The sequence below is a fragment of the Mesorhizobium sp. M1088 genome, assembly GCF_040318575.1.
Classification (GTDB): Bacteria; Pseudomonadota; Alphaproteobacteria; order Rhizobiales; family Rhizobiaceae; genus Mesorhizobium.
In genome coordinates, this window is record NZ_JAMYMO010000055.1 from 1 (window position 1) to 26,943 (window position 26,943).

29 protein-coding genes, 1 tRNA gene and 5 pseudogenes are annotated in these 26,943 nt (G+C 59.9%); 10 read left to right on the plus strand and 25 right to left on the minus strand.

Annotated features, from left to right (window positions below; genetic code table 11):
- A pseudogene (locus NKH49_RS31740) lies at positions 1-227 on the minus strand (hypothetical protein); the annotation flags it as partial.
- A gap of 255 nt (positions 228-482) precedes the next feature.
- Between NKH49_RS31740 and NKH49_RS31745 the strand changes: the two are divergent.
- The gene (locus NKH49_RS31745) at positions 483-881 is read left to right on the plus strand and encodes a hypothetical protein (protein WP_352929460.1); all 399 of its coding nucleotides are present in this window, start codon (positions 483-485) and stop codon (positions 879-881) included.
- A gap of 199 nt (positions 882-1,080) precedes the next feature.
- Here NKH49_RS31745 and NKH49_RS31750 read toward each other — a convergent pair whose 3' ends face one another.
- From NKH49_RS31750 to NKH49_RS31765, 4 genes are all read right to left on the minus strand, one after another.
- The gene (locus tag NKH49_RS31750) at positions 1,081-1,608 is read right to left on the minus strand and encodes an FAD-dependent monooxygenase (RefSeq protein WP_352929463.1); all 528 of its coding nucleotides are present in this window, start codon (positions 1,606-1,608) and stop codon (positions 1,081-1,083) included.
- Positions 1,609-2,084: 476 nt separating this feature from the next.
- The gene (locus NKH49_RS31755) at positions 2,085-2,594 is read right to left on the minus strand and encodes a ferritin-like domain-containing protein (RefSeq protein WP_352472969.1); all 510 of its coding nucleotides are present in this window, start codon (positions 2,592-2,594) and stop codon (positions 2,085-2,087) included.
- Between the two features lie 276 nt (positions 2,595-2,870).
- Positions 2,871-3,146 carry a hypothetical protein gene (locus NKH49_RS31760; protein WP_352472968.1) on the minus strand — a complete coding sequence of 92 codons (276 nt, stop codon included), beginning with the start codon at positions 3,144-3,146 and terminating at the stop codon, positions 2,871-2,873.
- 98 nt (positions 3,147-3,244) lie between these two features.
- On the minus strand, positions 3,245-3,421 hold the full coding sequence (locus NKH49_RS31765) for a hypothetical protein (RefSeq protein ID WP_023680685.1): 177 nt from the start codon (positions 3,419-3,421) through the stop codon (positions 3,245-3,247).
- Positions 3,422-3,488: 67 nt separating this feature from the next.
- Here NKH49_RS31765 and NKH49_RS31770 point away from each other — a divergent pair, with 67 nt between their 5' ends.
- A complete protein-coding gene (locus NKH49_RS31770; RefSeq protein ID WP_352472967.1) occupies positions 3,489-3,974 on the plus strand; it encodes a hypothetical protein in 486 nt (161 codons plus the stop codon).
- Positions 3,975-4,594: 620 nt separating this feature from the next.
- On the opposite strand, the gene NKH49_RS31775 is transcribed toward NKH49_RS31770, so the two are convergent.
- Entirely contained in the window at positions 4,595-4,843 is a 249-nt protein-coding gene (locus tag NKH49_RS31775; protein WP_352472966.1) for a hypothetical protein, read from the minus strand.
- A 28-nt stretch (positions 4,844-4,871) separates the two neighbouring features.
- Here NKH49_RS31775 and NKH49_RS31780 point away from each other — a divergent pair, with 28 nt between their 5' ends.
- Positions 4,872-8,297, plus strand: coding sequence for an acyl-[ACP]--phospholipid O-acyltransferase (locus tag NKH49_RS31780; RefSeq protein ID WP_352929467.1), 3,426 nt, complete (start codon positions 4,872-4,874; stop codon positions 8,295-8,297).
- A 218-nt stretch (positions 8,298-8,515) separates the two neighbouring features.
- Here NKH49_RS31780 and NKH49_RS31785 read toward each other — a convergent pair whose 3' ends face one another.
- The 3 genes from NKH49_RS31785 to NKH49_RS31795 form a co-directional block, all read right to left on the minus strand.
- A complete protein-coding gene (locus NKH49_RS31785; RefSeq protein WP_352503494.1) occupies positions 8,516-9,004 on the minus strand; it encodes a hypothetical protein in 489 nt (162 codons plus the stop codon).
- A complete protein-coding gene (locus NKH49_RS31790) occupies positions 8,994-9,599 on the minus strand; it encodes a cupin domain-containing protein (protein ID WP_352503495.1) in 606 nt (201 codons plus the stop codon). Before NKH49_RS31790 ends, NKH49_RS31785 begins: the two co-directional genes overlap by 11 nt.
- Before the next feature lie 106 nt (positions 9,600-9,705).
- Positions 9,706-9,876, minus strand: a complete 171-nt coding sequence (locus NKH49_RS31795; RefSeq protein ID WP_352472962.1) for a hypothetical protein — start codon at positions 9,874-9,876, stop codon at positions 9,706-9,708.
- 64 nt (positions 9,877-9,940) lie between these two features.
- On the opposite strand from NKH49_RS31795, the pseudogene NKH49_RS31800 reads away from it, so the two are divergent.
- The 3 genes and pseudogenes from NKH49_RS31800 to NKH49_RS31815 form a co-directional block, all read left to right on the plus strand.
- A pseudogene (locus NKH49_RS31800) lies at positions 9,941-10,054 on the plus strand (phosphatidate cytidylyltransferase); the annotation flags it as partial.
- Positions 10,055-10,250: 196 nt separating this feature from the next.
- Positions 10,251-11,408, plus strand: a complete 1,158-nt coding sequence (locus tag NKH49_RS31810; protein ID WP_352503496.1) for a putative hexosyltransferase — start codon at positions 10,251-10,253, stop codon at positions 11,406-11,408.
- Positions 11,409-11,487: 79 nt separating this feature from the next.
- Positions 11,488-12,027 (plus strand): hypothetical protein, encoded by a 540-nt coding sequence (locus NKH49_RS31815; RefSeq protein WP_352472960.1) that lies wholly within the window; start codon positions 11,488-11,490, stop codon positions 12,025-12,027.
- Here NKH49_RS31815 and NKH49_RS31820 read toward each other — a convergent pair.
- The 4 genes and pseudogenes from NKH49_RS31820 to NKH49_RS31835 form a co-directional block, all read right to left on the minus strand.
- Complete coding sequence (locus NKH49_RS31820; RefSeq protein ID WP_352472959.1) at positions 12,024-12,479, minus strand: GtrA family protein; 456 nt, start codon at positions 12,477-12,479, stop codon at positions 12,024-12,026. The genes NKH49_RS31815 and NKH49_RS31820 overlap by 4 nt on opposite strands.
- Positions 12,457-13,149 (minus strand): class I SAM-dependent methyltransferase, encoded by a 693-nt coding sequence (locus NKH49_RS31825; protein ID WP_352503497.1) that lies wholly within the window; start codon positions 13,147-13,149, stop codon positions 12,457-12,459. Before NKH49_RS31825 ends, NKH49_RS31820 begins: the two co-directional genes overlap by 23 nt.
- Positions 13,124-14,164, minus strand: a complete 1,041-nt coding sequence (locus tag NKH49_RS31830) for a glycosyltransferase family 2 protein (protein ID WP_352503515.1) — start codon at positions 14,162-14,164, stop codon at positions 13,124-13,126. Before NKH49_RS31830 ends, NKH49_RS31825 begins: the two co-directional genes overlap by 26 nt.
- A gap of 157 nt (positions 14,165-14,321) precedes the next feature.
- Positions 14,322-14,435: pseudogene (locus NKH49_RS31835) on the minus strand (elongation factor P); the annotation flags it as partial.
- On the opposite strand from NKH49_RS31835, the pseudogene NKH49_RS31840 reads away from it, so the two are divergent.
- Positions 14,436-15,050, plus strand: a pseudogene (locus tag NKH49_RS31840) (OB-fold nucleic acid binding domain-containing protein); the annotation flags it as partial. It abuts the pseudogene before it with no gap.
- Here the strand turns inward: NKH49_RS31840 and NKH49_RS31845 are convergent.
- The 3 genes and pseudogenes from NKH49_RS31845 to NKH49_RS31855 form a co-directional block, all read right to left on the minus strand.
- Positions 15,013-15,284: pseudogene (locus tag NKH49_RS31845) on the minus strand (type IV secretory system conjugative DNA transfer family protein); the annotation flags it as partial. The pseudogenes NKH49_RS31840 and NKH49_RS31845 overlap by 38 nt on opposite strands.
- Positions 15,218-16,342, minus strand: a complete 1,125-nt coding sequence (locus tag NKH49_RS31850; RefSeq protein WP_352503498.1) for an S-adenosylmethionine:tRNA ribosyltransferase-isomerase — start codon at positions 16,340-16,342, stop codon at positions 15,218-15,220. The gene NKH49_RS31850 and the pseudogene NKH49_RS31845, both read right to left, overlap by 67 nt.
- On the minus strand, positions 16,339-17,061 hold the full coding sequence (locus NKH49_RS31855; RefSeq protein WP_352503499.1) for an SDR family NAD(P)-dependent oxidoreductase: 723 nt from the start codon (positions 17,059-17,061) through the stop codon (positions 16,339-16,341). Before NKH49_RS31855 ends, NKH49_RS31850 begins: the two co-directional genes overlap by 4 nt.
- A gap of 94 nt (positions 17,062-17,155) precedes the next feature.
- Between NKH49_RS31855 and soxR the strand changes: the two genes are divergently transcribed.
- Both soxR and NKH49_RS31865 read left to right on the plus strand, forming a co-directional pair.
- Positions 17,156-17,581, plus strand: a complete 426-nt coding sequence (gene soxR, locus NKH49_RS31860) for a redox-sensitive transcriptional activator SoxR (RefSeq protein WP_502895522.1) — start codon at positions 17,156-17,158, stop codon at positions 17,579-17,581.
- 288 nt (positions 17,582-17,869) lie between these two features.
- Positions 17,870-17,954, plus strand: a tRNA-Leu gene (locus NKH49_RS31865).
- Between the two features lie 406 nt (positions 17,955-18,360).
- On the opposite strand, the gene NKH49_RS31870 is transcribed toward NKH49_RS31865, so the two are convergent.
- Genes NKH49_RS31870 through NKH49_RS31905 form a run of 8 tightly spaced genes read right to left on the minus strand, consistent with a single transcriptional unit; the run spans position 18,361 to position 24,973 of the window.
- Positions 18,361-19,053, minus strand: a complete 693-nt coding sequence (locus NKH49_RS31870) for an amino acid ABC transporter permease (protein WP_352452053.1) — start codon at positions 19,051-19,053, stop codon at positions 18,361-18,363.
- Between the two features lie 18 nt (positions 19,054-19,071).
- Positions 19,072-19,788, minus strand: coding sequence for an amino acid ABC transporter permease (locus NKH49_RS31875; protein WP_031194726.1), 717 nt, complete (start codon positions 19,786-19,788; stop codon positions 19,072-19,074).
- Positions 19,789-19,847: 59 nt separating this feature from the next.
- The gene (locus tag NKH49_RS31880; RefSeq protein ID WP_352508389.1) at positions 19,848-20,675 is read right to left on the minus strand and encodes a transporter substrate-binding domain-containing protein; all 828 of its coding nucleotides are present in this window, start codon (positions 20,673-20,675) and stop codon (positions 19,848-19,850) included.
- A 24-nt stretch (positions 20,676-20,699) separates the two neighbouring features.
- A complete protein-coding gene (locus NKH49_RS31885; RefSeq protein ID WP_352685972.1) occupies positions 20,700-21,440 on the minus strand; it encodes an amino acid ABC transporter ATP-binding protein in 741 nt (246 codons plus the stop codon).
- Between the two features lie 56 nt (positions 21,441-21,496).
- Positions 21,497-22,060 carry a peroxidase-related enzyme gene (locus tag NKH49_RS31890; protein WP_352503504.1) on the minus strand — a complete coding sequence of 188 codons (564 nt, stop codon included), beginning with the start codon at positions 22,058-22,060 and terminating at the stop codon, positions 21,497-21,499.
- Positions 22,057-22,539: a CMD domain-containing protein gene (locus NKH49_RS31895; protein ID WP_352503505.1), complete on the minus strand. Its 483-nt coding sequence runs from the start codon at positions 22,537-22,539 to the stop codon at positions 22,057-22,059. The genes NKH49_RS31890 and NKH49_RS31895 overlap by 4 nt, the downstream gene beginning before the upstream one ends.
- Entirely contained in the window at positions 22,536-24,005 is a 1,470-nt protein-coding gene (locus NKH49_RS31900) for an NAD(P)-binding domain-containing protein (RefSeq protein WP_352503506.1), read from the minus strand. Before NKH49_RS31900 ends, NKH49_RS31895 begins: the two co-directional genes overlap by 4 nt.
- The gene (locus NKH49_RS31905) at positions 24,002-24,973 is read right to left on the minus strand and encodes a LysR family transcriptional regulator (RefSeq protein ID WP_352929475.1); all 972 of its coding nucleotides are present in this window, start codon (positions 24,971-24,973) and stop codon (positions 24,002-24,004) included. The genes NKH49_RS31900 and NKH49_RS31905 overlap by 4 nt, the downstream gene beginning before the upstream one ends.
- A 320-nt stretch (positions 24,974-25,293) precedes the next feature.
- Between NKH49_RS31905 and NKH49_RS31910 the strand changes: the two genes are divergently transcribed.
- Positions 25,294-26,364 (plus strand): NAD/NADP octopine/nopaline dehydrogenase family protein, encoded by a 1,071-nt coding sequence (locus NKH49_RS31910; RefSeq protein ID WP_352929478.1) that lies wholly within the window; start codon positions 25,294-25,296, stop codon positions 26,362-26,364.
- Positions 26,365-26,719: 355 nt separating this feature from the next.
- Here the strand turns inward: NKH49_RS31910 and NKH49_RS31915 are convergent.
- The coding region (locus NKH49_RS31915) for a transposase domain-containing protein (RefSeq protein WP_352929480.1) at positions 26,720-26,943 on the minus strand (224 nt) is incomplete at its 5' end.

A 26,943-nucleotide genomic window follows, 5' to 3' on the forward strand; every position in this document is an offset into this window, starting at 1 on the left:
CCGCCATGCACCACCGCCACGGCGAAGCCGGGAACGTCGGATGCTTCCTTGACTTTCTTGACGATGTCCGGCAGCGCGGCCAGCGCCTTCTCGACACCGCCGGGATACAGCTGCATAGCATCCTGCGGCGGCGATGGCCCAAGCTCCGGCACGTAGGACTGCGCGGCTGCCACGGCGGGCAGCATGGTAACGAGGGAAAGTACCAGGAGAGCAGCGACCTTCTTCATTGCATGTCCTCAAACTTGCACCGGCAGATGATCGGACCATACGCGGCAAGATGAAAGATGGTTGCGGTATTTTCCAACGGTATGTTTAACCTCCGTGCTGGGCGGCTTCAGGGCGACATGCGAAAGCACCTGTGGGATCACTATCAGGGTCGATGGAATATATCCTCATTACCTTGTTATGGACCGGCCCCGCCAGGAACTCTTTGGATATGTGGCCGTTTCCTCGACATACGGAAAAGCCTATCGGAGGTTCACATGTTTATACGAATAGTAAGCGCGTCGGCGCTCGTCCTTGCTTTCGCGTCGCCGGGCTTTGCCGACTGCGGCCAAGAGTTGAAAGTGCTTGAGCCGAACGTCATCACCGCCGAAACGGGCGCGAGCCCAAATAAATCAGGCATCCCGGCGACGAAGCACCAAGAGGAGGTCATGGCCGGCAAGCAGCAGGGGGGTAATCCTGAAATCACCGGATCAACGGCGGGAAATGTGAAGCCAACCACACCTCATCAGGAGCAAGTGATTGGCAACCGTAGCGCCCAGAATGCCGAACATCCTAGCCAGCTAATGGCGGAAGCTCACAAGATGTCCCAAGCTGGCGACGAGCAAGGCTGCATGAAAAAATTGGCAGAACTCAAGGACGCCCTTGGTGTCAAGTGAACGCCAGATTGCCGGATGTTTCGAAGGCAGACACCGCCAGGATCGTTAGCTTGAAAGCCTGATGGAGTCGACACCGCGGAGCAAGCGCCATCGGCCACCCTTCGATTTGAAACTGCTCGCATTTCTACGGCGGCAGCTGCCGTCTTCTGGTCGCTGCATCGACCAGTTCGCGAGCGTGATTTAGACGATTTTGCGAGTATCAACTTCGCGACGCCTTTCGCCAAAAGACGCCGCGCGGTGACCGCCTCGTGGAAGGCAAGGTCAGATCGGCATAACGCGCGTCCACGGTTCCGGCCCGAACGGGCACGGCTGGGCGAGACCTTTGAGTTTCGGGTGCACGGACGGGTGTCAGGTGCGGGTGGATGGCGAAACCTGCGCAACAAGCGAGGCCAGCGCCAACGCCCCGGCTGCGGTGTTCACGATGACTGCGGAAGGCGTTGTGTTGGGCCAGCGCTACCTGACGGCCTCGCAATCCCTCGACCAGATCGATCTGCGGCGGCAGGCTTTTTGCCGGATCTTTGAACCATTTCTGAAGCCGCGCGAGTGCTTGTGCGAGGGTGCCGTGAATAAGGGGCCGACGCTCGGTGTCATAGCTGTCAGGCAGGGCAGAGCCCGCTTCTCGACGGATGACCATGGCAAGCTTCCACGCGAGATTTTGAGCATCATGAATGCCTGAATTGCCGCCGAACGCCCCGTCGGAGGCGTCAGATACGCCGCGTCGCGCCATGTAAGTTCCCTCGTTGGGCTGGGCTGACTGGAACGCTGGCAGGAACCTCTCCTCGTCGCTGGTGCGCCTTGCCGCTGTCGGGACGAACTTTCTTCCATCCGGCTTGGCGCTGCCGGTGCCTGCGCACGCACTGCTCAGTGATCAGGGAGAGTGTTCTCGGGCATTCCGCTATCGCGACCTCGTTTCGAACGTTTTAACACGCCCCCTCAAGCTTGATCTCGCCGAGCGCTGCACTAGCCCTTCCGATCTTGGCTATTGCCAATGCGTATTCGACCAGGCTTGCGCAGACGAACGCTTCAACTCTCAAAGTCACGACGCCGCAATGTTTGCATCACTCGTCGTAGCAATTTCTGGAAATGCGCAACTCGACAACCGCCTGCTACAGTCAGGCGTGTTCGTCGTCCAGCCTTCACGAAGGGGACGCGCTGGCGGACGAATCCCCATCACCCAGTTCACGATGACTGCGTCCCACCCGCTCACCGCTTGGCGCTGTCACTGTCGGCTTCGGCCCGAACAAGGAACTGCTCGGTCGTGGAGGGAAGACGGGATTTCAGCCAATCCGCCATCGCGACTTCCTCTTGCAGATTCTCTTCGCAAGCCCGAAGAACCTCGGTTTCGCCGAGCGATCGAGCGGCGGCAATCAGGATCGTGTAGGAGGCGATTTCCATGTGCTCGAACGTGTAGCTCGCGAGCGATCCTTTCATCACCTCGTCTCCAGCGAAGACGCCGCTCAGCGATTGCGCCATCGCCGTCAGCTTACCGCCAGCATCCTTCATCATGGATGAACCCTCGTCCATCTGATCGAGACAAGTCTTCAGCCGGGCAGCCTGCTGCTTGGTCTCGTCGAGGTGCTGTCGGATCCGGTCGCTCAGTTCGGGATAATTCTCGATACGGCTCAACTGCCCGTTCAACATCGTTTCAGCCTGCTCCTCCATGGCATGAGCATCTCTAAGCCATTGGACAAACCATTCGCGCGTTTCTGACATTTCGAATCTCCTTTGCTATTTAAGGAAAAACTTTCAGAAGAAGACATTGTTCCGGAGCAAAGCCGCGGGACAGGCTTGATCCTGCCAGAGGATCCGCGCCGTCGGCGGATCTCAATTCACCTCTCGAAATCCTCAGCAATGCGGGTGAGGGCCAAGATCGCGGAAGATCGGCGCCAGGAAAACGGGCCATGGACGCGAGACGCGCCGATCAACCACACGTGCTCCCCGCTGCGCGTTCCATTACAAAGTCCAACTGGCACTGTGAGGGCGAAGGATCTAGCCTGTCAGTTTAGTGAAGTCGTGGCGCCGCGCGCGAACATGTGCCAGCAAATTCGTTTCGTTTACGACCCCTGATTGAAAGAGATTCAGCGTGGTCGAGGCCAGAATCTGACCGTCTATCGGGGTGCTGTACCATTTGGCGTCGGCGGTTACCTGGTCGACAACCCGCTGGCAGATCGCCCGATCTTTAGGTCTAAGGAACTGATTTTTCAGTGCTCGTAGCATCTCGACGCCTTGAAACCGAGAGTCACCTGTCTCCCGCGCGATACCCATGCGTGGTCTCCAAGCATGGACCCTAAACGCATTCAGACAGAAAATTGCCATTCGTTTGAGTGGTACCGATGTCGCGTGGATAAGCGGCGGTCCGCGAGCTAATCCACCATGTCGCGCAGCGGCTTCTTGCGCTTTGGCGTCCTGTACTTCTCGACCAGCCTGACCTTGTCGATGTCGATCGTCACCAGCGGTCCCAGATCGACAGTCACCCTGCCGCCTTCCTCGTCTACGCGTGTGATCTCTCCGGTAAGCTCGATCTGCTGCCCCTTCTTCACCTTGGTATGATCGATGATCGAATGCGGAAAGCTATAGCTCGGAATCGAGACGTTTACGCAGTGCTGGGTGACCCGTTTGCGAAGGCGGCCGGGATCGCCACCTCGTCACGAATGGAAATTCCGCGCGCCGTTCCATGAGTCTGGTGCGCTCGGCGCCTTACTCAAGATATTGCTAATTATGGATGAGCCCGCTTCCTCCAATCGATGGATGAAGCCGATCGTGGGCCGGTGCTACTTTGATGCATCGCGCGCCTTACCCGACAAGAGCTGGCTCCAGGGGCAAAACATGAGCAAGACGACTCTCATTGCTATCGCAATCCTCGCGATCAGTGTCGGCTGTGCCGAAGCCAAGGACCGTAAGGTCGAAACGGCGACCCACCGTAAGGTCGAAACCGCGACCCTCGGCACGTATGCCAATTCGAAGAACCTGCCGGTTTGTACAGCGGCAAGCTCACTCTTCGAAGTCCTCGGTGATAAATGTTTTCTCGTCACAGGTTCGATGATCTATGGCGACATCGCCGAACTCTCCCGGACAATCACTTTGAGTTGGTAGCCGAGGCAACAACCTCCCAGCGCGGCCTCCATTCTCCGGTATGAAGCTGCGTCGCAGGGGCTGCCTTCGCCCAGATATCGACCCAGTCTTCGCGCGTGGTCAATACCGGCGCAATCCCCAGTCACCACGGGCCTCTCCAAAATTCTTATGCCGTCCGGACCTGCGGTCGAGCGTGTCGCGCCAACACAGCAGCGCCTCTGCATTGTTTGGGCAACCCAACCATAGCTTCCGGTCCGGAAACTCGCTTACGCGTCTCATCGTCCATTCGGCAGTGGAAAATTAGGCCGATTTGGCAGTGCTCAGAATCGCGTAGCTGTCCTGCGATCCGCTCGGAGAGGATGGCGAGTGGTTGCGGCAACTGCGCCTCAAGCTGGCTGGCGACCGCCGTCTGCAGCCCGCTGCTGCGGAGCAGCGCTGACGCTGCGTTCGTCCGGACCGTCGCAAGACCGCTTGATTGTATCCGGCCTGGAGACAGACAAACGCCGGCGCAACCTCACCCTGAAACCAAAAGACAATATCGATGACCTTCAACAGCTATGCTCCGAAGGGTTCAAGCGCCTGCAAACATTCACCGTGCCAATTTCGCCATCGCCGCTTCGATAATGACGGCGCCATCAATTTCATGGAGCAAGCTTTGCCGCCAAGGGGTTCTGCCCGATGGCGGCGATCAGGCTCGTGCATACCTCGATCACCATCACCAAGATCCTGCGAGACGCAGAAGAGGCGAGCCGCTTCATGAAGCGGCTAGAAGACCCCAAACCCAAAAGCCGCTGATCGATTTGAGCCGCAGTAACGAAGTGTAACCGGGTTCCCACTACAAGAAGCTCAAACCGCGCAAGACCGCTGATCGATACGGCCACGATCTTCAACGGTCTTGCCCTAACGGAAGCCGCCCCAATGGAAATCGCCACGAACGGCCAAACGACTAGCCATCTGATGACGTCACGGCGCTTTGCACCTCTCTTCTGGACGCAGTTCCTTTCCGCCTTCAACGACAATTTCCTCAAGAACACGCTGGTGTTCCTTATTCTGTTCACCCTGGCGGCGGACAAGGCTGCATCACTGGTCACGCTGGCGGGTGCCGTCTTCATGGCTCCTTTCCTGCTCCTGTCCGCCGTTGGTGGCGAGATCGCCGACCGGTTCGACAAGGCGCTCATCGCCCGTCGGCTGAAATTCACCGAGATCGCCGCTGCGGCTGTCGCTGTCGTTGGAATCACCCTGTCGTCGATCCCGGTGCTGATGATCGCGTTGCTCATGTTCGGCATCATCTCGGCGCTGTTCGGACCGATCAAGTACGGCATCCTGCCGGATCATCTCGAGCGCAAGGAATTGCCCCGCGCCAATGCCTGGATCGAATCGGCAACCTTCGCCGCCATCCTCGGCGGCACTATCGCCGGAGGCGTCGTCTCGGCCGATGGCATTGGCGTCTCGGTGTTCGGGCCGATCATGATGATCCTTGCCGTGGCCTGTTGGTTTGTCAGCCGCTACATCCCGTCCACCGGTTCTGCGGCTCCCGACCTAGTCATCGACAAAAACATCTTTCGCTCGACCTGGCGACAGGTGAACGGTTTGCGTGCCGACAAGCGGATCTGGCGCGCCGGACTGATGACGTCGTGGTTCTGGCTGATCGGGGCCATTGTCCTTTCGATCCTGCCTACATTGGTCAAGGATTCGCTCGGTGGCGGAGAAATCGCTGTCACCGCCTATCTAGCGGTGTTCGCCGTGTCGATCGCCATTGGCTCTGCCATAGCCGCATGGATGTCGCAGGGCCGCATCGTGCTCTTGCCAGCCCCGGTTGGCACTGCGTTGATGGCACTGTTCGGCTTGGACCTGGCCTGGACCATCTGGAGCATGCAGCCTTCGATCGGGGCCGAAACGCTCGCAATTTTCTTCGCCGGGCCAAACACGGTCCATGTTGCGGTCGACCTTGCCGGCATGGCTATTGCCAGCGCCTTTCTTGTCGTACCAACCTTCGCCGCCGTACAAGCCTGGGCGCCCGAAGCCAGCCGCGCTCGCGTCGTCGCGGCGGTGAGCATAGTCAATGCAGGCTTTATGACGGTGGGCGGCATACTTGTCGCCGCGATTCAAGCAGTGGGCGTCTCCACTGGAGGTATCCTGTTCGGCCTCGCCGCGCTCAACGTGGTCGCCGCCTGGCTGATGCTGAGATATCTGCCAACCAACGCCTTCCGCGACTTCGTTTCCATTCTGTTCCGAGCCTTCCATCGTCTGGAGGTGGAGGGGCTGGAAAACCTTAAGGCGGCCGGCCCGGCACCCATCCTGGCGCTCAACCATGTCAGTTTCCTCGACGGCCCATTGGCTTTGACGCTGACGGATGAGGAGCCGGTGTTTGCCATCGACTACACCATCGCCCAAGCCTGGTGGATGAAGCCGTTCATGAAACTTGCGCGCGCCCTGCCGCTCAATCCGGCCAAGCCGATGTCGACCCGCACGCTTATCAAGGCCGTGCAAGGCGGAAATCCGCTTGTCATCTTCCCCGAAGGCCGGATCACCGTGACCGGCGGCCTAATGAAGGTCTATGACGGTGGCGCCATGGTGGCCGACAAGACCGGCTCGATGATCGTGCCAGTGCGCATCGACGGCCTGGAGAAGAGCTATTTTTCGCGACTGAGTTCGCTCCATGTGCGCCGCCAGCTGTTCCCAAAGGTCAAGGTGACGATACTAGAACCGGCCAAACTTGAAGTACCGCCGGATCTCAAGGGCCGGAAGCGCCGCGCAGCGGCGGGTGCTGCCCTCTACCAGGTCATGTCGGATCTCGTCTTCCGCACCCAGGACATCGACAAGACTGTGCTGGAGAAGATCATCCAGACGGCGAGCGAACGCGGCATGAAGCAACTGGCCGTGCAGGACCCCGTCACCGGTTCGCTGAGCTACGGCAAGCTGCTGACAGCCGCCGCTGTGCTTGGAGAGAAATTCAAGAACTTCTATGCCGGCCAGCAGACGCTCGGCATCATGCTGCCCAATGCCAACGGCGCCTGTGCGACGCTGCTCGGCGTCATGTCCGCCGGCAAGGTTCCGGCGATGATGAACTTCACTGCCGGTGCGGCCAACATCCTCTCCGCTTGCAAGGCCGCCGAGGTGCGCACCGTGCTGACTTCACGCGCCTTTGTCGAACAAGCGAAACTTGGCGCCGTGGTCGAGGAACTCGGCCGCTCGGTCGATATTGTGTGGCTTGATGATCTGAGGGCCACCATTGGCCTCAAGGACAAGCTGCTCGGCCTATTGCGCAAAAATACACCCCGGGTCGCCCGCAAGCCCGGCCAACCGGCGGTGATCCTGTTCACCTCAGGTTCTGAAGGCACGCCTAAGGGCGTGGTGCTCACCCATCGCAACATCCTGGCTAATGCCGCCCAGGCCGCCTCGCGTATCGACTTCCATTCGGGCGACAAGGTCTTCAACGTGCTGCCGATCTTCCACTCGTTCGGCATGACAGCAGGTACGGTGCTGCCGCTGATATCGGGCGTGCCGGTCTATTTCTATCCCTCCCCGCTGCACTATCGCATGGTGCCGGAGTTGGTCTACGCATCGAACGCGACGATCATCTTCGGCACCGATACGTTCCTCAGCGGCTATGCGCGTACGGCACACCCTTACGACTTCCGCTCAGTGCGCTATTGCTTTGCCGGCGCGGAACCGGTCAAGGCTTCTACGCGCGCGACCTACATGGAAAAGTTCGGCCTGCGCATCCTTGAAGGCTATGGCGTGACCGAAACCGCGCCCGTGATCTCCATCAACACGCCGATGTACAACCGCTCCGGCAGTGTCGGCAAAATCATGCCGGGTATGGAGTACCGCCTGGACCCGGTGCCTGGCGTCGAGGATGGCGGACGGCTTTTCGTGCGCGGGCCCAATGTCATGGCGGGCTATCTGCGCACCGAGAAGCCGGGCGTGCTCGAGCCGCTCGAAGACGGCTGGCATGACACCGGTGACGTGGTCGCCGTCGACGACGTCGGCTTCATCACCATTCGAGGCCGCGCGAAGCGCTTTGCCAAGATCGGTGGCGAGATGGTTTCGCTGGCCGCCGTCGAGGCACTGGCGGGCGAATTGTGGAAAGGCTCGCTCTCGGCAGTCGCTGCCGTGCCAGATGCACGCAAGGGCGAAAAGCTGGTCCTCATTACCGAGGCTGTCAACGCCACGCGTGCCGAATTCCTGGCCTTCGCCAGGGCCAACGGCGCCATGGACCTGATGGTGCCGGCCGAAGTGCGCGTCGTTGCGAAAGTGCCTGTCCTCGGCTCAGGCAAGCTCGATTTCTCCGCTGTGATCAAAATGGTGAGCGGCGAAGACATGAAAACCCAAGCGGCTTGAACGACTCGCTTTTACGGGTAACTTTTGTGTATCTCGGTTGAGAACACGGGACCGCCGCGAAAGTTCGGTGCACGCAGCGCCATGCGAACGAGCTGCAGCTGGCGAAAACGATGGTGCAGGGTCGATGCGCTCATTTGCACATGCCGCGAGCTCGTCGATGCTGAACTGTCGAGGCGGCGGTCATAGAACTGGCAAGCGAGGACCATTGGCTTGTCCGACTATCGTTGCGCCTTCAGCAGACGCTCGAGCGTTGAAAAGTCACTCATGTCGCGGTAGGGCGTCAGGTCAAGATCCTTGGGGATCTTCTTGAGCTTCTCTTCGGAGATCGGTTTTTCGTTCTTTTTGTTGAAGGCCTGGTAAGCGGACCAGCCAACACCCGCCGCCTTCACTGCATCGCGTTCGGCTCGAAGAGCGATTTGATGCGCGTGCAGATAATGAAGCCCGAGTTCGTCTAGGAGCGCCTTTTCAACGATTTCGTGCGTTAGCAGAAATGGGGCAAGCCGGACCTTGGCCGATTTCCAATCCATAGTGCGAGGCATATGGCGATCGATATAAATCGTTCTGCCATCTTTGCTGTATCCAGCAATGTAGGGGATATCGAAATCATGAACGATCTTCACCCGACGATGCAGCGCCCGCACAGCGTCACTCAGTACATCATCGTCCAAGTCTTCGGAAACGTGGCGGACTTCATCTTCAAGCTTCATTTTTTCCACACTGACACCAGCGGCGCTTTGCTCCCATAGACCCGATCCTTGCGTTGACGGCCAACGTGGGAATCGTTCGTAATGCCCGCTCATGTTCCTGGGCTGTCGTGCATTCGTCATAAGCGTCGGATGCGGGAAAAGCGCCGACCACCAGGAAACCAGCAGACTCGGAGAAACATTGGTGACCGGTGCCGGCCGGAAGAACTGCCATATCGCCGGCCTTCCAGGACAATGTACGGCCCCTGTTGCCCCCGAACCGAACCTTGCCGGTGCCGCCCGCAACCCCAAGCACTTCATTTTTGCGGGAATGGTAATGGACGTAGTGGTAGATGCCGTCCCGCCAGCCGCTACTCCAGCCATTGGCCTCGAAAAGCTCTTCCAGCACGGCTGCGGAATCAAATTGTTCCACCGACCTTACGGCGCCGCGACAGACGACAAACGGCCAGAAGGGGTGGTTCGGCACGAGGCCGTCATCCTTGAACCGAAATTCGAGTGGCTTCTTCATCTTCACGAATTCGGCGAGTTCTTGCTTTCTCGGTCGCGCGATACCCGTCGCCTGCTCGGTAGCTTTCTTCAGGCTCTCGAGAATGCCCACGGCGAATCCTTGCGCTGGATGAGACAGCGGCGAAAGCCTCCGCTCTGGTCTCAACAAATCTCAACCAGCGACACCGCACTTTGTTCCTTTTGTCGAATGGCCGCTATTAAACTGCGGCCCGCGAGGAGAACTGAAACTCAGAGAAGCGCCCGCATGTCGGCCGCTCAGTTGGTGCCTGCCGGAGTTGAACGAGAATTGTCTTGGCGGTACTGCGCCAGAAGGCATTCGCGTCCTCCAGGTTTTTGGATTCCAGGACCCGGGCGATACCTTCGACCAATTTCCGCCGCCGATTCAGCGGAAACGCGCTTATGTTGAATGATCGATCACCTCACCCGAATCGCCCAAGCTTCGAAGGCCGCAACCTGTTGCTGATCGCTTTCCTGATCATCACCGTGCAAGGCCGCGACGTGCTGCAATTTATCTTCGGCAAGCTGTTCGGCCGGCATCTTCTGGCGCGGTGGAGGAAGCAAAACTCGCCGCCGTGCCGTACTTTACCTGGGACAATCGCGACCCCGGCGAGATGCTGGTCTGGCTCAGAAGCGCGCGGTAGCTCTATCGCCATCTGAGCCGCGCTGCATGCCTTGAATTTGCCGGCGCGCGCGTCATTTAGCTTTGAGTGGCGCCAGCCACTTGAACGGGTGGAGGCAGATTTTGGCGCTCGAAGCTGTCGCGCGTCCGAACGCCGGCGGCCGCTTTATTGCGGTCGCGGCGGTGCCGCTGCTGTTGGTCGTGAGTGGACTGGCCATCCGCTATGCCGCATTCACTTCGGTCTCGGCGGAACCAGGCTTCGCGTCCTATGCCCAGGCGCTCTGCCGGTGGGATTGCGCGTGGTATGTCGACATTTCCGAACATGGTTATGAGCGCTTTCCCATTCCAAACCAGAGCAATGTCGGACGCTGGGGCTTCTTTCCGCTCTATCCGATGCTGGTGGCGGCAATCCGGTCTGTTTTCCCTTTGCCGACGATACTGCTCGCGTCGATCACATCGGTTGCGTGCAGCTACGCGGCCTGTCTGGTGGCGTGGCCGCTGCTCGAGAAGAACATGCGCGCTTATGTGCTATATTGCGCCTTTCTGCTCAGCGGCCCGTTCTCCTTTCACTTCACGACTTTCCTGACCGAACCTCTTTTCGTGCTCCTGACGTCGTGCGTTTTTCTGGCACTCAAACGCTCCAGCTATCTGACCGCGGGGCTGTCATCGGCTCTGCTGTCGGCAACCAGGCTCGTCGGAGTGCTTGTTGTATTTGCGACCGTCATTCAGATGTTCAGGGATTACCGCGCAAAGGGCGGATCGGCGCTTTCGTTCCCACGTTGGGTGCTTGGCCGACCGGATCTGCTCGTTGCAATTCTCATCTCGCCTGCCGGCTTGTTCGCCTACATCCTGTTCCTCTATCTGACGGTCGGGGACGGCTTTGCCTTCCTGCACGTCCAGCGTGCGTTTGGACGTGTGGCGGGCAATCCGCTCGCCTTCATATGGGATGGACTCTCGGCCGTTCCGACGACTGGGTGGCTGCCTACGGCGCCGCAATGGAGCGCGCTCGCCGCACTCATAGGACTGGCGCTATCGGCGGTTCTGGCGGTTCGCAGGCAATATGGCGCCGCGTTGTTCTGCGCCTGCTGCATCATCCTGCCGCTGATCACGAACCTGGCCTCGATGGTCAGATACGTCATTGGGCTTGCGCCTCTGACAATGTTGCTGACCACGTTGTTGTCGGCGTCGAAGCTGACTTTTCTTGCGGCTCTGGGTCTCTTCCTGGGCGCCTGCTATTTCATGACCGTCGCATGGATCGGGGGTTATCTTGCCCTGGTCTGACATTTCGGGCCGGTATCGGCGCGCGGCCAGATTTGGTGGCTACGCGCTGGCGGCGGTTCTGGCCGGGACAGAAATCATCATGCTTGCGCTTGCTCTCAATCCAGACGTCAATGCCGACTATCGCGCCTATTATATCGACCGGACGACGACCTGCCTCAATCGCGATGCGGTCGGCAGCTACACACTTGGCGAGACGGTGTCGTTCCGGTCCGACGGAGCCAAAAAGGCAACCGGCATGATGGTCTGTGGCTGGTCGGGGCCGGTAGCCGACGGCACCCATTCGCTGGGCGAGACCTCGCGGCTTCGCCTGGACATACCGCCGCTTGGCGACGGTCTGACTGCCACGCTGCAAATGGCCGCCGTCATTCGTCCGCCCCAGATCACGCAAAGGGTTGTGATCTCGGTGAACGGCGTTCGGGTGCATGCGGTGACGCTGTCCGGCAAAGAGCCACGCACGGTATCGTTCGTCATTCCACCGGCGGCCCTCGCCAAGGCCAAGACACTCGACATCGCCTTCGACTACCTCGACGGCGTTCCGCAAACTCCTGCCGCCAGCAACATCTATAAGCGCTCCATCAAATTGTTGTCGCTCCGGCTCGATCCCACTGATGCGGATTAGGGCGGGCGATCGCGCTGCCGGCCGCGTCTTCGCTGCGCAAAAACCCAGCGGTCGAGCATGAGGAGATTGACCGCTGGAACAAGCAAGCATGTAACCAGGATGGCAATGATCGGCGGCAGACTGAGTTTCGCAGTCAAAAGCGCCGGCGCCGCGTAAGCCACCGCGAAGCCGGTTGCCGTCAGCAAGAGAAAACGCGGAGCCTCCGATCGATGCGATCCGCTCGACGCGAAGGTCACGAACTTATGCGCGAGATAAGAAAACAGGGCGGCAGCGGTATAAGCTGCGAGCGAGGCACCGACCGGCGAGAGGCCGAACCGTTGCCATTCGACCAAAGCGGTGGCCATCACTGCATATAGGATCGTTGCAGCGATGCCGACCGACCCGAAACGCACCAGCAGTTTCAGGCCGGCGTCGCTGGTCGAGGGGCCATCAGACTTGCGCACTGCAGGCATACTGCGCTCCAAGCGGCAGCGACGCGAGCGCGCGCTCGACTCTTCTGGCGAAAGGCCTTGCCGACGGCAGCAGCAGGAAATGCTCGGATCGGATGTCCCGGAACCTGGTCTCCCGAAAGAGCGACGCTGCGTTGGCAGCGTTGAGGAGGACCGCGTCGTGGTCGAACGGACACCGGAACACCGCAAGACGCGTCAGCGGATTATAGGGATTGTGCTCGATGATGCAGGCGACGCCACCTGGCCGCACGACACGCCGCAATTCCAGCAAGAAATCGGACCAGGAGGAGGGCGGAACGTGATGGACGACGCAACTGGCGAAAGCCAGATCGAACGCGCCATCCTCGTAGGGCAGACTCGGCGACCTGCAGGCCCTATAGGTCACACCTGGATTGTCCTGGCCGGCGCGCAAAATTGATTGCTCCGACACGTCGCAGCCATCGAGGCTGTCGAAAGCGCCGTCGAGGTAGGGGTGGAGCGAACCGACGCCGCAGCCGATATCCAGCGCCCTTACAGCCGCCCCACCCCGCCGAAGCTTTCGCTCGACCACCAGACGCCGCAGCAGGTCCGCCTTGGCGACAAGGAAGAAGTCGTGCCCGAGTCCGGAAAATCGGATGGACCCTTCGACCGCCTGGCCATAGTTGGAATTATAGCTGTCGAAGAGTTCGGCCATTGGCGGGGACTCCACTCCTGGGCTTGTGAAACGATAGGCGGCGCTCACCAGAGACAGTACGCATCGCCTCGTCGAAGCCGGTGAGCCGATTAATTACATAAAGCGGGCGGCGTTTCACCTCGGCGTGGATGCTGCCAACGTAGAGCCCGACCACACCGGTCATGAAAAGATTGATGCCGCACAGGAGCGACACGATCACCACCGTGGATGTCCACCCGGCAATGATGCCGGTTTCAAAAAATGAGGCAAAGATGGCATAGGCGCCAAAGACCACCGCAAGCGCGGAAATGGCCAATCCGCCCCAGAGCGCCAGGCGTAAGGGCTTCTCGGAGAAACTGACGATGCCGTGAACCGCAAGGTGCACCATCTTCCAGAATGGGTATTTGGTCTGGCCCAGGGTTCGCGCGTGGCGCTCAAATGGCACGGTCGTTTGCTTGAAGCCCATCCAGCCGAACATGCCCCTGACGAAGCGGTCATGTTCGGGCATACGCTTGAAGGTTTCCAGCGGCTTGCGGCCGACCAGGCGGAAGTCGCCGACGTCGCGCGGAATGTCGACCGACGTCATTTTCTCCAGCAGGCGATAGAAAAGACTTGCCGTAAAGCGCTTGAACCAGGATTCACCCTCGCGCTTGACCCGGCGGGCATAGACGATGTCGAAGCCTTCCTTCCACTTGGCCACCAGATCGAGAACGACTTCCGGCGGATCCTGCAGGTCGGCATCCATGACGATGACGGCATCGCCCGCAGCGGCGTCCATACCGGCGGTAATCGCCACTTGGTGGCCGAAATTGCGGGAAAATTCGATCAGCCGAAAGCGCGGCTCGGCGGCAACCACTTTTTGGAGGTATTCGACGCTTCCATCGAGGCTTCCGTCATCGACGAAGATGGTCTCGGTTTCGCCGTCCAGCCGGTCGATAAGCGAACTGATCCGCTCGATCAGCCGAGGCAGCACCTGTTCTTCATTGTATATGGGCAGGACGAGCGAGTAGCGAGGCGGTGATCTGTTCACCGTCATTCCAGGGCCGTGGACCACAGAGTCTCGCATGCGGTTGAAAATGTAACGAAAGCTACAAAGTTCCAAAGGTGTGCAAGAAACTGCTAATTTAGCTAGTTCTTGTCTGGCGATACGCCAGCACAAAGCTGTTTGACCGCCCTGAAGATCGCTGCACGCCCTCCTCCGCGCGCTCCACGTAGGCGCCATCCGCAGTCATCACCACGACGCGGGTGCCGGCGCTGATGTATAGCGGTACACCAGGGTGCACGCCGTTGGACAGCGTTGCCGGTTTCGCGACGAACCTCTGCCGCTGTTTGCGGCCGCTGCTTGCCGTGAGAAGAAGACTTTGCCCGAGATCCACCAGCCTGTTGTTGCGCTCAGGCCCATGACGGCCGGCCGCGACGTTGTCGAGGATTATGGCCATGTCGGGCTGACCTTGCGCAGCCATCCGGCATCGTTTCTGCGTGCCGATCTTCGCCGGCGCAGCATCGTGACCTGTCAGGAGGCCATGCAGGCGCGAGACAGAAGCTGGCTCGAGGCTGCCGGCCTGGTTCTGGTCCGGCAACGGCTAGGCTCGGCCAAGGGCCTCATGTTCCTCACCGTGGAGGATGAGACGGGCGCCGCCAACGTCGTCGTCTGGGTCAAGGTATTCGAGAAATTCCGTCGCGTGCTTCTTTCGTCGGCCATGCTCGGCGTGCGCGGCCGCATCCAGCGGGAAGGGGAGGTGGTGCATCTCGTCTCCCATCAGTTGACCGACCTGTCGGCCGAGCTGGCCGTTCCGTCCCGTTGGATCTTCGTCGCCGATGTCTGCGGCGCCGGCTGCGTCGGCCGACACGATGCTCGCCGGCCTGGCCCGAAGCGGCAGCCGGGCTCCAGTCGTCCGTGCCCGGCTGTGCCGGCCTGGTAAGCACCGGCGGCGCCATGATCCGGTCCTTGAAACGGCGATCCTCGTAGCGCGCCTTCTTCGCGCAGATCGGCGGCGTGCCCGCCACCATGACGATCTCGTCGGCGGGCGGGAGCTGCATGATCTCGCCCGGGTCAGCAGCGGTCTGGCGGTCTCGGAGCGCGACACCATCAGATGGCCAAGCCAGGGCGTGAGCCGATGGCCCGCATAGTTGCGCATGGCGCGCATCTCGGGAGCACCTCGGCGCGGTTCCGTTCGCGCGATAGAAGCAGCGGTTGGCGATTGAGCAGCATGGAATCGCCGAATTCATGCGCGCGGTATCGATATGCGATGAAGGCTGCGGAGGCCTTGGCGAGCAGAGCATCGTCGGCAAAGGCGCGCAGGAGCTCGAAATGGCTGTCGCCGGGCTGGTGGACGCCCGTGAGAACCGCATCGACCACGCGAAGCCGCGTGCCCCGCGCGATGCGCCCTGTCGCAATGCCATCTCCGTCACGCACATTGCCGCCGGGATTGGCGGCTGCCTCAAGTGCGCGCACTACGCTCGTGCCGATCGCAATGATGCGGCTGCCGCGCAGCTTCGCCCGCGCGACCTGTGCCGCTGTGTGCTCGGGAATGTGGTAGGGCTCGTCGAAGGGAAGGTGCGAGTCGAGCGCGGGATCGCCGGTAGAAGAGACGCCCGCAGCATGCGTGAGTGTTGCAAAGCCAACGTCGTGCCGACGCCAGGCTTGGAGCGTGCGCCAGTCGAGCGCGAAGCCTGCCGACGGCGCCTCGAACGCGACCGGCCCGGCGGCAATCTTCGTCCAAACGTCCCACAGTGCCAACGGCTCGGGAACATGCGCGTATTGGATCGGCCGGCCGTGCTGCGCCAGTCCTGCAAGCACCGCCGCGCGGTTGCCTGGGAAGTGCAACTCGAGAAGGCGTGGATGGTCGAGAAGGCGCTCGACGACGGCGTCAAGCGAGCCGAGCCGGAGGCGATCGCCTGGTGACAGCGGAGGTGGAGGCAGCCGGTCTTCCGTGCGCGTGCGGTGATCGCCCGAGCCGAAGGCAATCGCCACGAAACGGGTTGGATTGGGAAGTGATAGCCAGCCCGCTAGGCGGATCTCGATCGCCTCACCGCTTGGGACATGCGTGCCGTGCAAGCTGGCAGGCAAGGTCGCGGCGTCATTGGCAACGACCAGATCGCCGGGGTTGAACAGCGTCGCGAGGCCAGCTCGCGGCCGGTCGCGCATCGTGCCGTCCGCCTCGACGACGAACAGCCTGGCGGAGCGCCGATCGGGACGATCGGCGGCAATCATCCATGTGCTCCGGCCAGAAGCGTAGAGCGGACCGGCAACGCGTCGAGCATCTTTTCGATGATCTCGGCAGCTGCCTGCTCGGGGCGCTTCAAGGTCGCCGGATCAGCATCAGGGATCGCGAGCGCGTGCAGTGGGGTGTCCATATCGCCGGGGTCAAGCGCGAGGAGCCGGATGCCGTCTGCTTTCGCCTCCTCGTCCCAAATCGCCGTCAGATGGGCAAGGGCGGCCTTGCTCGCGCTGTATGCTCCCCAGCCGGGATAGGCGTTCACCGCGGCGTCGCTGGAAATGTTGATGACCAGCGCGCCGCGGCCCTCACGTGCGGACGCGGCAAGCGCACCGAAAAGAGCTTTCGTCAGCCGGAACGCGCCGACGAGATTGACCGCGAGCGCCATTTCCAGCTCCTCGCACTCGGTATCGGCAAGGAGCGCCAGAGGGATAGGGCCGAGGCTCGAGGCATTGTTGATCAGGACATCGAGCCCGCCGAGGCTGGCAGTGACCTGCAACGCGATCGGGTAGATGTCCTCCTTCTTGCCGACGTCGCCGACAATGCCGTGCGCGCCCGTCTCGTCGGCGATGCGTTCGACATTCGCCGCGGTGCGGGCGACGAAGGCGACGCACCCACCCTGTGCGGCAAGCTGCCGCACAAGCGCCAGTCCGAGGCCGGACGTGCCGCCCGTGACCGCCACGCGAAGTCCCTGAAGTTCGATATTCGTCTGCATTGCCAGTGCTCCCTTAATCCGTATGCCTCTTGCTACAAGTTCAAGTTAACTTGAAGTCAAGCGGGAATTGTGCTTTCGTTCATGCATGGATTCCATGCTGACCATCACCGACGTGTCACGGCGCAGCGGCGTCGCCTCATCGGCCCTGCGCTTCTACGAGGAGCGCGGGCTGATCGCGTCCGAGCGGGCCGGCTCGGGACACAGACGCTACCCGCGATCCGTGCTGCGCCGGATCGCCTTCATCGTCTTCGCGCAGCGAATTGGGCTGACGCTTGAGGAGATCGGCGCCGAGCTGGCCAAGTTGCCAGCCGATCGCGTGCCGTCGCGTCGGGATTGGTCGCGGTTGTCGGGCCAGTGGACGAAGCGCATCGACCAGCGCATCGCCGAGTTGCAGCGCCTGAGGTCCGGGCTTACCGAGTGCATCGGTTGCGGCTGCCTGTCGATGGACCGGTGTAGCCTTGCGAACCCTGCCGATATGGCAGGACGCAAGGGGCCGGGGCCGAGGTATTGGCTGGGGTGAGTTGCCAGCGTGCCTGTCCCTATTGCAGAACTCGGCAGCGCAAGACTTCGCCAAGTTCGAGACGCTGCGGCCCGGTAAGGTCAGGGCGCGGCGGCCCTGATGTCAATTCAGGAATCGCGCTGAACCGGACAGCTCCTGCATTTGTCTCAAAATCAGGATGCGTATACCTTCAGCCCTCAGGGCAATAGGATTAGAGTTCAATAGGTTAGGAGTTGAGGGCCGCCTAATTCTCCACTTTCTACCTAGGTGCAGCATGAGAGCGTTAAGAGGCCAATGAGTTAGCAGCTTGCGGGTGTGGTGAAACTGGTAGACGCGCTGGATTCAAAATCCAGTTCCGAAAGGAGTGTCGGTTCGAGCCCGACCACCCGCACCAACGATCGGCCGCCGACTTTGCGAACGGCGATCATTTCACTGTCGCCAGAGTCCGATTCGAATCGTGTCTGCCGCCCCATCTGTCAGGATACTCCGCTCCGCAATGTCGGGCGATCCAGCGAAACGGTTGAGCGTTGCTCCCGAGGCAGCACTCAACTCGTTTCGTTCGAATCGATTGGTTTAAACTCGAGCTGCAGAATAGGGCAGCGGCAAACGCCTGTTCGAGCATGCACATCGTGGTGTCGGGCGGGATGGTGATAGCGGGGGACCGCTGTCTATGACGTCAAATCACCGGTACATAAATCGGCTACTCGGGCTTCTCCTCGGGCTTTTCATGCCCAACAGAATTGCCTCCAAGGTGCGGCTCGATATCCGAAGCTTGGCGATCCAGTCCCACATAGTTGTCCTCACGTCCGCACCCTAAGGGCTTGCTCCAGCCTGTCGGCAATCTGGGTGACGATATAGGCAATCACCATGTAGATCACGACGGCAATCACGAAGGCTTCGAGGTAGTAGTAGTTCAGCGCGGCGGTCAGCTGGGACTGGGCGAAGATATCGACAACCTCGATGGCGAATCCGAGAGAAAGCGCCTTCATGATGACCATCATCGAGGTTGTCAGGTCGGGAATTGCCGTGAGAGCCACCTGGGGAAACAGAATCCGTCGGAACAATTGGCCGTTCGTATAGCCAAGGGAATGGGCGGCGTCTGACTGACCGGTGTCAAAGGCGTTCAGGGCTCCTTTGATAATTTCCGATTGGAACGCAGCGATACAGCCTGTCACCGCAATAATAAGGATAACCGAGTTGGGTGTTTCGTGGGCGTTGAAGTTGATTCCGAGCAACGAGAGCAGGAACTGGAATGCCGGGGGCAGACCGAAATAGGCGAGGAAAATCACGATGACCATCGGAACTCCCTTGAAGACGATCTTGTAAGCCATGATGAGCTCTCGCAGCACCGGGACTCGTCTGTATTCGACGAGTGCAAAAATGCTGCCAACTAGCGTCGACAAGACGAAAATGGTCAGCGCCATTCCAAGGGTTACAGGTACGGCGCCCAGAATTTCCTGGGTGTCCTGGAGCAAAATTTCGGTATCGAACATGGTTTAATACCCTTTAGGTCAGACGCTGGCGATGGCCGCGTTCTTGATCTGAGCTGTTGTCGTGGCCTCAGGCGCCTGCATCGGCGAGCGAAGCTCGAACAAGTGCACGATGAACCAGGCAATCAGGCACATCAGCGCATAGATGACGGCCAGGACGAGGTATGTTTCGAACTGGTACTGGTTATAGTCGCGCTCCATGATCAAGTGCGCGGTCGCCATGACGTCGGCCGCCCCGATGTACATCACCAGCGCAACGTTATGGATCAGGTAGATGATGGAATTTCCATAGCCGGGCAATGCGAAGTGCACCGCTTGCGGGCCCACGATGCGGGTGATCTTCTGGCGAAAGGTATATCCTAGACTGTCGGCCGCATCATGCTGGCCGCGATCGACGGCCAGGTATGCGGGCCGAAGGACTTCCGACAGATACCCGCCATGGTAAAAGCTCAGTCCGACCATCGCAGCGATCGTCGGCGAGAAGAAATCTGCGGAGCCGAACAGGGCCACCAATAGGGGGAGCCCGTAGAACGCGACGAACAACTGGAGGACGACGGGAACGCTGCGGGCATAGGACACGTAGAGGTCGGTGAGGTGGCTGACCACTGGTATCCTGCGAATCCGCAATGTTGTCGCAACGAGCGCCAAGCAAAAGCCGACCAACATAGCGGTAAACGTGATAGCGAGCGTCAGCGGCAATGCCGACAGCAACTCGGGAATCATAGCAGAAACATCCACTTTGAAACGCTCCTTCTTGCAATTCAGACTTGCCGCTGACGATATCTACTCAGATCGCATCATTTCATATACTTGACGATGCCTTCGCCAAACCACTTCTGCGAGAGCTTTTCGATCGTACCGTCGTCTTTCAATTCCTTGAGAACTTTGTTCACGTCATCGACCAGAACCTTGTTTTCATCTGACTTGTGAATAAGCATATAAGTGTTGTTGGTGAAGACTGGTTCGGACGCCACGATGTCGAGCTTCTTTTCATCGATGACGGTCTGCTCACCAAGATTTGAAGGCAGGACCAGCGCGTCGAACTTGCCGTTCTGAACTTCGTCCAAACGGTTTGGATACGGGATTCCGGCGCTCGACGCCGTCACGTCAAGCTTGTATTGCGGATTTTCTTTTTGCCAGTTCATGATGAACTTATAGGTTCCGCCGCCAGCCGTGGTCGGAACGATCCTCTTGCCGACCAGGTCTTTCATTTCTTTGATGCCGCTGCCCTTTTTGCTGTAGATCTTCATCAGGCTGGCGCCCATGGGATTTTCCGGAATGAAGAACTGCTTGGCGCGCTCGGGTGACTTGTAGTAACCGCCGACCGCGATGTCGTATTTGCCTGTGGCCAGGCCGGTTTCCTGCGCGATGTCGGAGACACCTTCCATTTCGAACTTGTATTGCGGCAGCTTTGCGTTGATCGCCCTCAGCAGATCGGGTTCATACCCTTGCGGCTCGACGCCGAGCGCGCCCCAAGCCAATGGCTTGGATTCGGCAGAGGTCGCGATCTTGATTGTCCGAACGGTCTGACCATAACTGATCCCTGCTGTCGCAAGGGCAATTGCGATGCCGCCGGCGACGGCCAGGGCATAACGACGCGAAAAACTGGATTTGATTGCAGACATTTCTTGGGTTCCCTTCTTGTTGGATTATTGAAAAGCGAGTTCAGACTGCAGGAATTGAGCAAGTCGTGGGCTGGAAGGCGCATCGAAGATCTCAGCCGGACTGCCGTCGGCGGCAACCACGCCACGATCCATGAAGACGATCCGGTTCGAGATGTTCTTTGCGAATTGCATCTCGTGGGTCACAAGCAGCGAGGTGATGCCGGACGACGTGACGTCCTTGATCACCTTCAGGACTTCACCGACCAGTTCGGGATCCAGCGATGATGTCGGTTCGTCGAAGAGCATCACATCCGGCCGAACCGCCAGCGCACGTGCGATGCCTGTGCGCTGGAGCTGGCCACCTGAGAGCTGGGACGGATAGCTGTCCCGCTTCGCTGAGAGGCCGACCCTTTCGAGCTCTCGCAGCGCGATTTCACGCGCCTCGTCGGTGGACTTGCGCTGGACGACGACCAGCGGATCCATGACGTTCTGGAGGACGGTCATGTTCTTGAAGACGTTGAATTGCTGAAAGACCATCGCTGTCCGGAGCCGGATCGCCTGGATGGCTGCCTTGTCGGGGCGCTGGTAATCCATCAGAATCTGGTCGAACGCGATGGTTCCAGATGCAGGCTTAACCAGATAGTTGATGCATTTCAGCAGGGTGGTCTTGCCGGTGCCGCTTGGGCCGATGATTGACACAACGTCACCTCGCTTTACCGAGAGATTGACGCCGTTCAGGACCTGTGTGCTTCCGTAGGACAGCTTTATATCTTTGATTTCAAGCATTCTGGTTGGTTCCCTTCAGAGTGTGGGAAGGAGTGTCTTGACCGCATGCGATATCATCACCCGCTCTCCGCATGGCCGAGAACGTGCATGAGCCGGTTTGCCCAGCCGAAGATCGATATGGCGTGGATAAGGTCGATGATCTCGGCATCATTCATGCCGACCGATCGCAGCGCGGCGATATCGTCTGGCGTCGCTTCCGACGGCGCCGCCGACAGGCGGCGGGCAAAGCTGTAGATCGCCGCATCTCGCGGCCCAAGCTTTTCGGGTTTGTCGAGGTACAGCGCGGTGACAACATCGTCGCTCTTGGTCAGCTCTGCATGTCGGCGGGCGTGAACAACGGCACAGAATTTGCAACCATTGACCATCGAGGCGCCCAAGGCGCCAAGTTCGCGATCGGGACGGGCGAGCCCGCCCTCGACGTACATGATCGCGTTGAACAGAATCGTGCGGGCAAGATAGCTTTCCGGATCATGCACAAGGGTCCGTACATATTCCGAAACTTTCTTGGCGGAGGGCGTAACCTTCATCGCATCGAGCTGTTCCGGCGTGGCCCCGGACAGCTCGACCGGCGCGATGTATGGCTGCCAGTTCAGCGGCTTCAGGCGCACCGAGGAAATCATGCCGACCTCATCAATCGCAAGCCGGTCGCCACCCGTGTCTGGAAGTTGACGAAGGCGATCAGTTCGGAGAGCGCGACGATCTGAGGATTGTTCAATCCAGCCTTGTCCAGGAGCGCGATGTGGCTTGCTTCCGCCTTTTTCGGCGTCAGGGTGATCAGGTCAACATGACGGACGATGGTCGCCAATGGTTCTTCCAGAGCCGTTTCGCCCTGGGTCACGGCCAGAAGCTGCTCGGTCGGACCAAGCTGAGCCAGCTGCATATCATATTCGGCCACCAGGACCGGATCGGCGTTCAGGGCGGCCATGCGGCGGGCAAGAGCAACACGCAAGTTCGGCGCCAGCCCCTGATCGTTTGCCGGCTGCAGCACCGAGAGGCGACATTCTTCCGCCCCGTGCACGAATTCGGGCCGAAACCGCCTTGCGTCGAAAAGCGCATCGTCCGGCGAAAGACCGGCGGCTTTGTCAATTGCGTCGGTCACCACGCGGCCTCCTTCTGCAGCAAGGGTGTTGAATCGACCCATTCGTCGCCCAGAAGTTCCGGCGTGTCGTAGGCGATCAGATTGGCGAAGTGGGTTTCGACATCTTCGGCAAAAAGTGAAGATGCGATGCCGCGCACAAGACGGTCGGCACCGGCGCTGACGGCCGGGATGTCGCCGGAGACCTTGCCGTGCGTCAGCATGGCGGCGTCGTTGAAGCAGTGGATATGTCCCAGCATCGGGCAGGAACCGGGAGTGCGTTCACGGAACTCGAAGGCAGGACCGAGATCCGGTGCATCGGACATGCCTGCACGCGGCGGTCCCATATCCGGCCTGTATCGGCCATCCGACCAGGTGCGGATATGTGGGGCGATCGCCGCAAATTCCGGTCGGCCGCTGAAATCGTTCGAAAAGCCGGTTGCCGCGATCAGGAAGTCGTAGCGCAACGGCCCCTGCGTGGTTTCCACCAGCAGGGTCCCTGTCTCCTCCTTCACCGCAACTATACCGCAGTCGAGAAGGAACCGAGCATTCGAATGGCGAGACACGCGAAGTGTCGATGAACGCGGCGGCGGTGTCTGGGTCGAGGCGGTATAATCGAAGAATTTCCACTTCCAGGCGTCGGGCAAGTGATGCATGCCGAGTACAACACCCGGACTTCCAATGCCGGTCAGCTTGTTGATGCGCGGCATTTCCTTGCGCCGGATCAACATGTCGACAGAGCCTGCACCCGCCTCGAGTGCCGTTGCGGCATTATCCATGGAAGAGGCGCCAGCGCCGATCACCGCCACACGCTTGCCTTTCAGCGTGTCGAAGTCGATGTCATCGGCAGAATGGGCCCAATAGGCGCGATCGATGCCACTGAGGAAATCGGGCACGGCAAAACCGCCCAACCCGGACCGACCGGTGGCCAGAACGAGACGACGGGTGAGAACCCGGCCGGTTTCCGCGCCATCGATATCGATCGCAATCAGATCTCCAACAGGGGCTAGTCCGGTCATGCGCACGCTGTTGCGCACCGGCAGGCCAAGAACCTTGCGATACCAGACCAGGTAGTCCATCCACTGGCCCTTGGGGATTTTGTCCAACGACCGCCAGGCCTCAACACCCCATTGCGCCGTGAACCAGGCGCGGAATGTCAATTGCGGCAGGCCGAGCGACGGACCGTGCAGGGTTTTCGGCGACCGGAGCGTTTGCATGCGGGCAAACGTCACCCATGGTCCTTCGAGCCCGGCCGGCGCCGCATCATAGGCCACGACATTGGTTATCCCGGTCAGCACCAGCTTTGCCGTGGCAGCAAGTCCGCACATGCCGGCGCCGATCACCACGACATCGCGGACCGGCACGCCATCGTGCGAACGCGCGGGAACCCATGGCTTGGCGGGCAGTTCGAGAAAGTCGAGATCCTGCGCGAGCTGCGCTTCGAGCGCAGCAAGACCTGTCGGCGTTGGCGCGGCGGGGGTATGCTTCATATTCCCGTTCCGTAATTTGTGCCGGATGCAGGATCGCTCACCAATTGGCCAGCCAGGGCCGGATCTAGCTTCTTGAAGCCGACGATCGACCGTTCAGCGACCGCCTCGACCGCATCCATCAACGCCTGCGCGACTGGACGAAGGGGGCGTTTTTCGGCAGCCACCACGCCCCAATAAAAGAGAACGGTCACGTCGATCGGGCGAATGACAACCCCTGGCAAGGCCACGCCGTAGGCGGTGAGAGGATCAATGACAGCCGCAACGCCAGTCCGCCGAACGATCTGCAACGCGCCATATGCAGTATTGGTCCGGATCACTGGCCCGGTGTCGATGCCCCTGGCCGCCAAGGCCTTGGAGACATGCAACTGGAAACGTAGGGGGTTGAGCAATGTTGCGACGCGGCGACCGGCAAAAGCGGAAAGCGGTATGACGTCAAGTTCAGCCAACGGATCGTCCTCCCGCACGGCAGCAACATCAGGCGCCGAATAGAGCCGCAGGACATCCAGACCGGGCGTATCGAGCGGCAAGCTTGAAAACCCGATCTCGGCACGTCCGCTTCGCACCTCCTGGGCGACGATCGAGGGGAGAAACTGCCCCAGATGCGTCTCGTTCGGAAGTTCGACACCTTCGAGTTCGGCCATGGCCGTTGGGATCAAGCCAGTACCGATCGCGGAAGTGGTAACAATCTGCAGGATCCGCCCTCTGCCGGCGGCAATCATCTTGGCCCGCGCGGCAAGCTCGGTGAAGGACATCAGCAGTCGCCGCGCTTCCTCCTCGAAGGCGGCACCTTCTTCAGACAGCTGCACCCGTCGACCGACCCGGTGCAGCAATTCGAAGCCAAGCTCTGCCTCGAGCTCCTGAATGGTGCGTGTCACCGAAGGCTGGGAACACCCGAGCATCTCGGCAGCCTTGGTGATGCTGCCGTTGGCGGCAACGGCAAGAAAGGCCTGGAGATCTCGTGTTTCCATTTACGCCTACATGCGTATTATGTATGAATAAGATCGTCTCATGCAGATTTGATATATGTCAAGGCGGAAATCAAACATGGCCGGAGACACCTCGGTGATTCGCCGCACGGTCGGAATAGTTCGCAAGCCCACAGAGCGTCGTCGGCCGTCTCGGCCATGTGGCTCGAACGCGTCCAGCTGAACCCCATGGATGACGATTTTCATGGGTAGCCAGGCTCAAGGAAGCGATAGGTTTCGATCGAGTTGTGCCTGCCTGCTGGCCTGCATGCGGTGGCGTTCGCCGCGCTGCGATCCATAAAGACTGGAACAGGAGAAATCCTATGCGGGTGAGTATTCTGGGGGCCGGCGCAATTGCTTACGGCCTTGCTGCCTGCCTGGCGGAGGCGGGGCACGACCCAATGCTTTGGTCGCCGTCGGGAGAGCGCACAAAGGCACTGGCCACCGGCCAATCGCTAACGGCCACGGGCGCTATCGAGGCAACGGTGTCGGTGCGTATCGCCAAGGATTGTAAAGAGGCTATTGCCGCAGCAGACGTTGTGATGGTCGCGCTGCCGGCTAATGGGCACAAGAAAGTGATGGATGCTGCCGCTCCTTATCTGAGGGAGGGAATGCCGGTAATCATTAGCTCTCACAGTTCCTTCGGAGCGCTGTATCTCTCCAGGCAATTGGCGGAACTCAAGGTTCGCCTGCCGATCGTCGTCTGGGGCACAACGTTGGTGACCGGCCGTCAGTCTGGACCAACAGAAGTCCACGTTGCCAGTGTTCGCCAGAAGGTCGATGTTGCGACCCTGCCTTTCGAGGCGATGGACCAAGGGTTCGAGCTTTGCACGACCTTGTTCGGCGATCGTTTCGTCAAGCGCAACGGTTTGCTTGCGATTGCGCTCAGCAACCTCAATCCCCAGAACCATCTCGGGATCGCCCTTCTCAATCTCACACGCATGGAAAAGGGAGAGCAGTGGAGCCAGGCCGGAAACGTCACGCCGGCTGTCGGCCGCTTTATCGAGGCCCTGGACGCCGAACGATTGGCGATCGCCGCCCGTTTTGGAATTGCCGTGCGCACAGTTGAAGAGCATTTTTCATTGTCGTTTCACGTCCCTATGGGCACCGTTTCGGAAATGAATCAGGAGATGGACCGTCAAGGCCGCGGCGGTTTCGGCCCGACAACTATCGAAAGCCGCTATGTTCTGGAGGACGTTCCTTTCGGGCTGCTGCCGACGGTGCTCTTGGGGAAGATCGGCGGAAAGCCAGCGATCCTCCATGAGGCTGGAATTGCGATATTCTCGGCCGCTTATGGTCGCGATCTCAAGGGAGATAATGATATCCTTCCTGCGCTCGGCATCGAAGGAATAGGAAAAGTGGATCTGGAGAACCTTTGCCGTAAGGGTTTTTAGCGACTCTTCACACGTGAGCAGGCAATCGGCTGTCAGCGACAGTTCCCGTGGCGCGTCAATCAAACCGCTCTCATCTCTGATCAATCCGCTCTGGCGTTGCGGAAGCCGACGGATCGGCTTCCGCAACAATATCGGCGGCGCGCAGGGCTAGATCACGCGCTTGATGTCGATGTAGTTCCCTTCTGTCGTGATCGTCAGCGTTACTTCTCTGTCACCGCGATTTCGCCAGAACCAGCCGTGATTTCCATCGAAGGCGGCTTCAATAGCACCTTCGTCGTAAGCGCGATTTTCCCTGCACGTTGACGCCGGCGCTTTCGACGGATGGCCTTCGAATCGGGAACGGTATCTGGTCTGATCAGACTGCTGTTGCTTTGGCGAAGTTGAAGGGCAGCAGATCGTAGATATCAGCGTCCTCGTTGCGTTGAGGCAATTCGGTGAGGACGTGGCGCAGCCAGGCTAACGGCTCGACGCCACAAGCGCGGCAGGTCAACATCAGGCTGTAGATGACGGCGCTGGCCCTGGCTCCGTCGACGGTATCGCTGAACAGCCAACTTTTCCGGCCAGTGGCAAAGATTCTGA

Excerpts from the sequence above, each read along its gene's own strand:
- NKH49_RS31755 (WP_352472969.1), bottom strand. The coding sequence starts at position 2,594 with ATGTCAGAAACGCGCGAATGGTTTGTCCAATGGCTTAGAGATGCTCAT.
- NKH49_RS31885 (WP_352685972.1), bottom strand. The coding sequence starts at position 21,440 with ATGCTTGAAATCAAAGATATAAAGCTGTCCTACGGAAGCACACAGGTC.
- NKH49_RS31905 (WP_352929475.1), bottom strand. The coding sequence starts at position 24,973 with ATGGAAACACGAGATCTCCAGGCCTTTCTTGCCGTTGCCGCCAACGGC.
- NKH49_RS31820 (WP_352472959.1), bottom strand. The coding sequence starts at position 12,479 with ATGCCTGCAGTGCGCAAGTCTGATGGCCCCTCGACCAGCGACGCCGGC.
- NKH49_RS31785 (WP_352503494.1), bottom strand. The coding sequence starts at position 9,004 with ATGAAGCTTGAAGATGAAGTCCGCCACGTTTCCGAAGACTTGGACGAT.
- NKH49_RS31855 (WP_352503499.1), bottom strand. The coding sequence starts at position 17,061 with ATGCAGACGAATATCGAACTTCAGGGACTTCGCGTGGCGGTCACGGGC.
- NKH49_RS31870 (WP_352452053.1), bottom strand. The coding sequence starts at position 19,053 with ATGTTCGATACCGAAATTTTGCTCCAGGACACCCAGGAAATTCTGGGC.
- NKH49_RS31815 (WP_352472960.1), top strand. The coding sequence starts at position 11,488 with ATGCTTGCGCTTGCTCTCAATCCAGACGTCAATGCCGACTATCGCGCC.
- NKH49_RS31750 (WP_352929463.1), bottom strand. The coding sequence starts at position 1,608 with ATGGCGCGACGCGGCGTATCTGACGCCTCCGACGGGGCGTTCGGCGGC.
- NKH49_RS31900 (WP_352503506.1), bottom strand. The coding sequence starts at position 24,005 with ATGAAGCATACCCCCGCCGCGCCAACGCCGACAGGTCTTGCTGCGCTC.
- NKH49_RS31825 (WP_352503497.1), bottom strand. The coding sequence starts at position 13,149 with ATGGCCGAACTCTTCGACAGCTATAATTCCAACTATGGCCAGGCGGTC.
- NKH49_RS31890 (WP_352503504.1), bottom strand. The coding sequence starts at position 22,060 with ATGATTTCCTCGGTGCGCCTGAAGCCGCTGAACTGGCAGCCATACATC.
- NKH49_RS31780 (WP_352929467.1), top strand. The coding sequence starts at position 4,872 with ATGGAAATCGCCACGAACGGCCAAACGACTAGCCATCTGATGACGTCA.
- NKH49_RS31850 (WP_352503498.1), bottom strand. The coding sequence starts at position 16,342 with ATGATTGCCGCCGATCGTCCCGATCGGCGCTCCGCCAGGCTGTTCGTC.
- soxR (WP_502895522.1), top strand. The coding sequence starts at position 17,156 with ATGCTGACCATCACCGACGTGTCACGGCGCAGCGGCGTCGCCTCATCG.
- NKH49_RS31760 (WP_352472968.1), bottom strand. The coding sequence starts at position 3,146 with ATGGGTATCGCGCGGGAGACAGGTGACTCTCGGTTTCAAGGCGTCGAG.
- NKH49_RS31880 (WP_352508389.1), bottom strand. The coding sequence starts at position 20,675 with ATGTCTGCAATCAAATCCAGTTTTTCGCGTCGTTATGCCCTGGCCGTC.
- NKH49_RS31830 (WP_352503515.1), bottom strand. The coding sequence starts at position 14,164 with ATGACGGTGAACAGATCACCGCCTCGCTACTCGCTCGTCCTGCCCATA.
- NKH49_RS31745 (WP_352929460.1), top strand. The coding sequence starts at position 483 with ATGTTTATACGAATAGTAAGCGCGTCGGCGCTCGTCCTTGCTTTCGCG.
- NKH49_RS31910 (WP_352929478.1), top strand. The coding sequence starts at position 25,294 with ATGCGGGTGAGTATTCTGGGGGCCGGCGCAATTGCTTACGGCCTTGCT.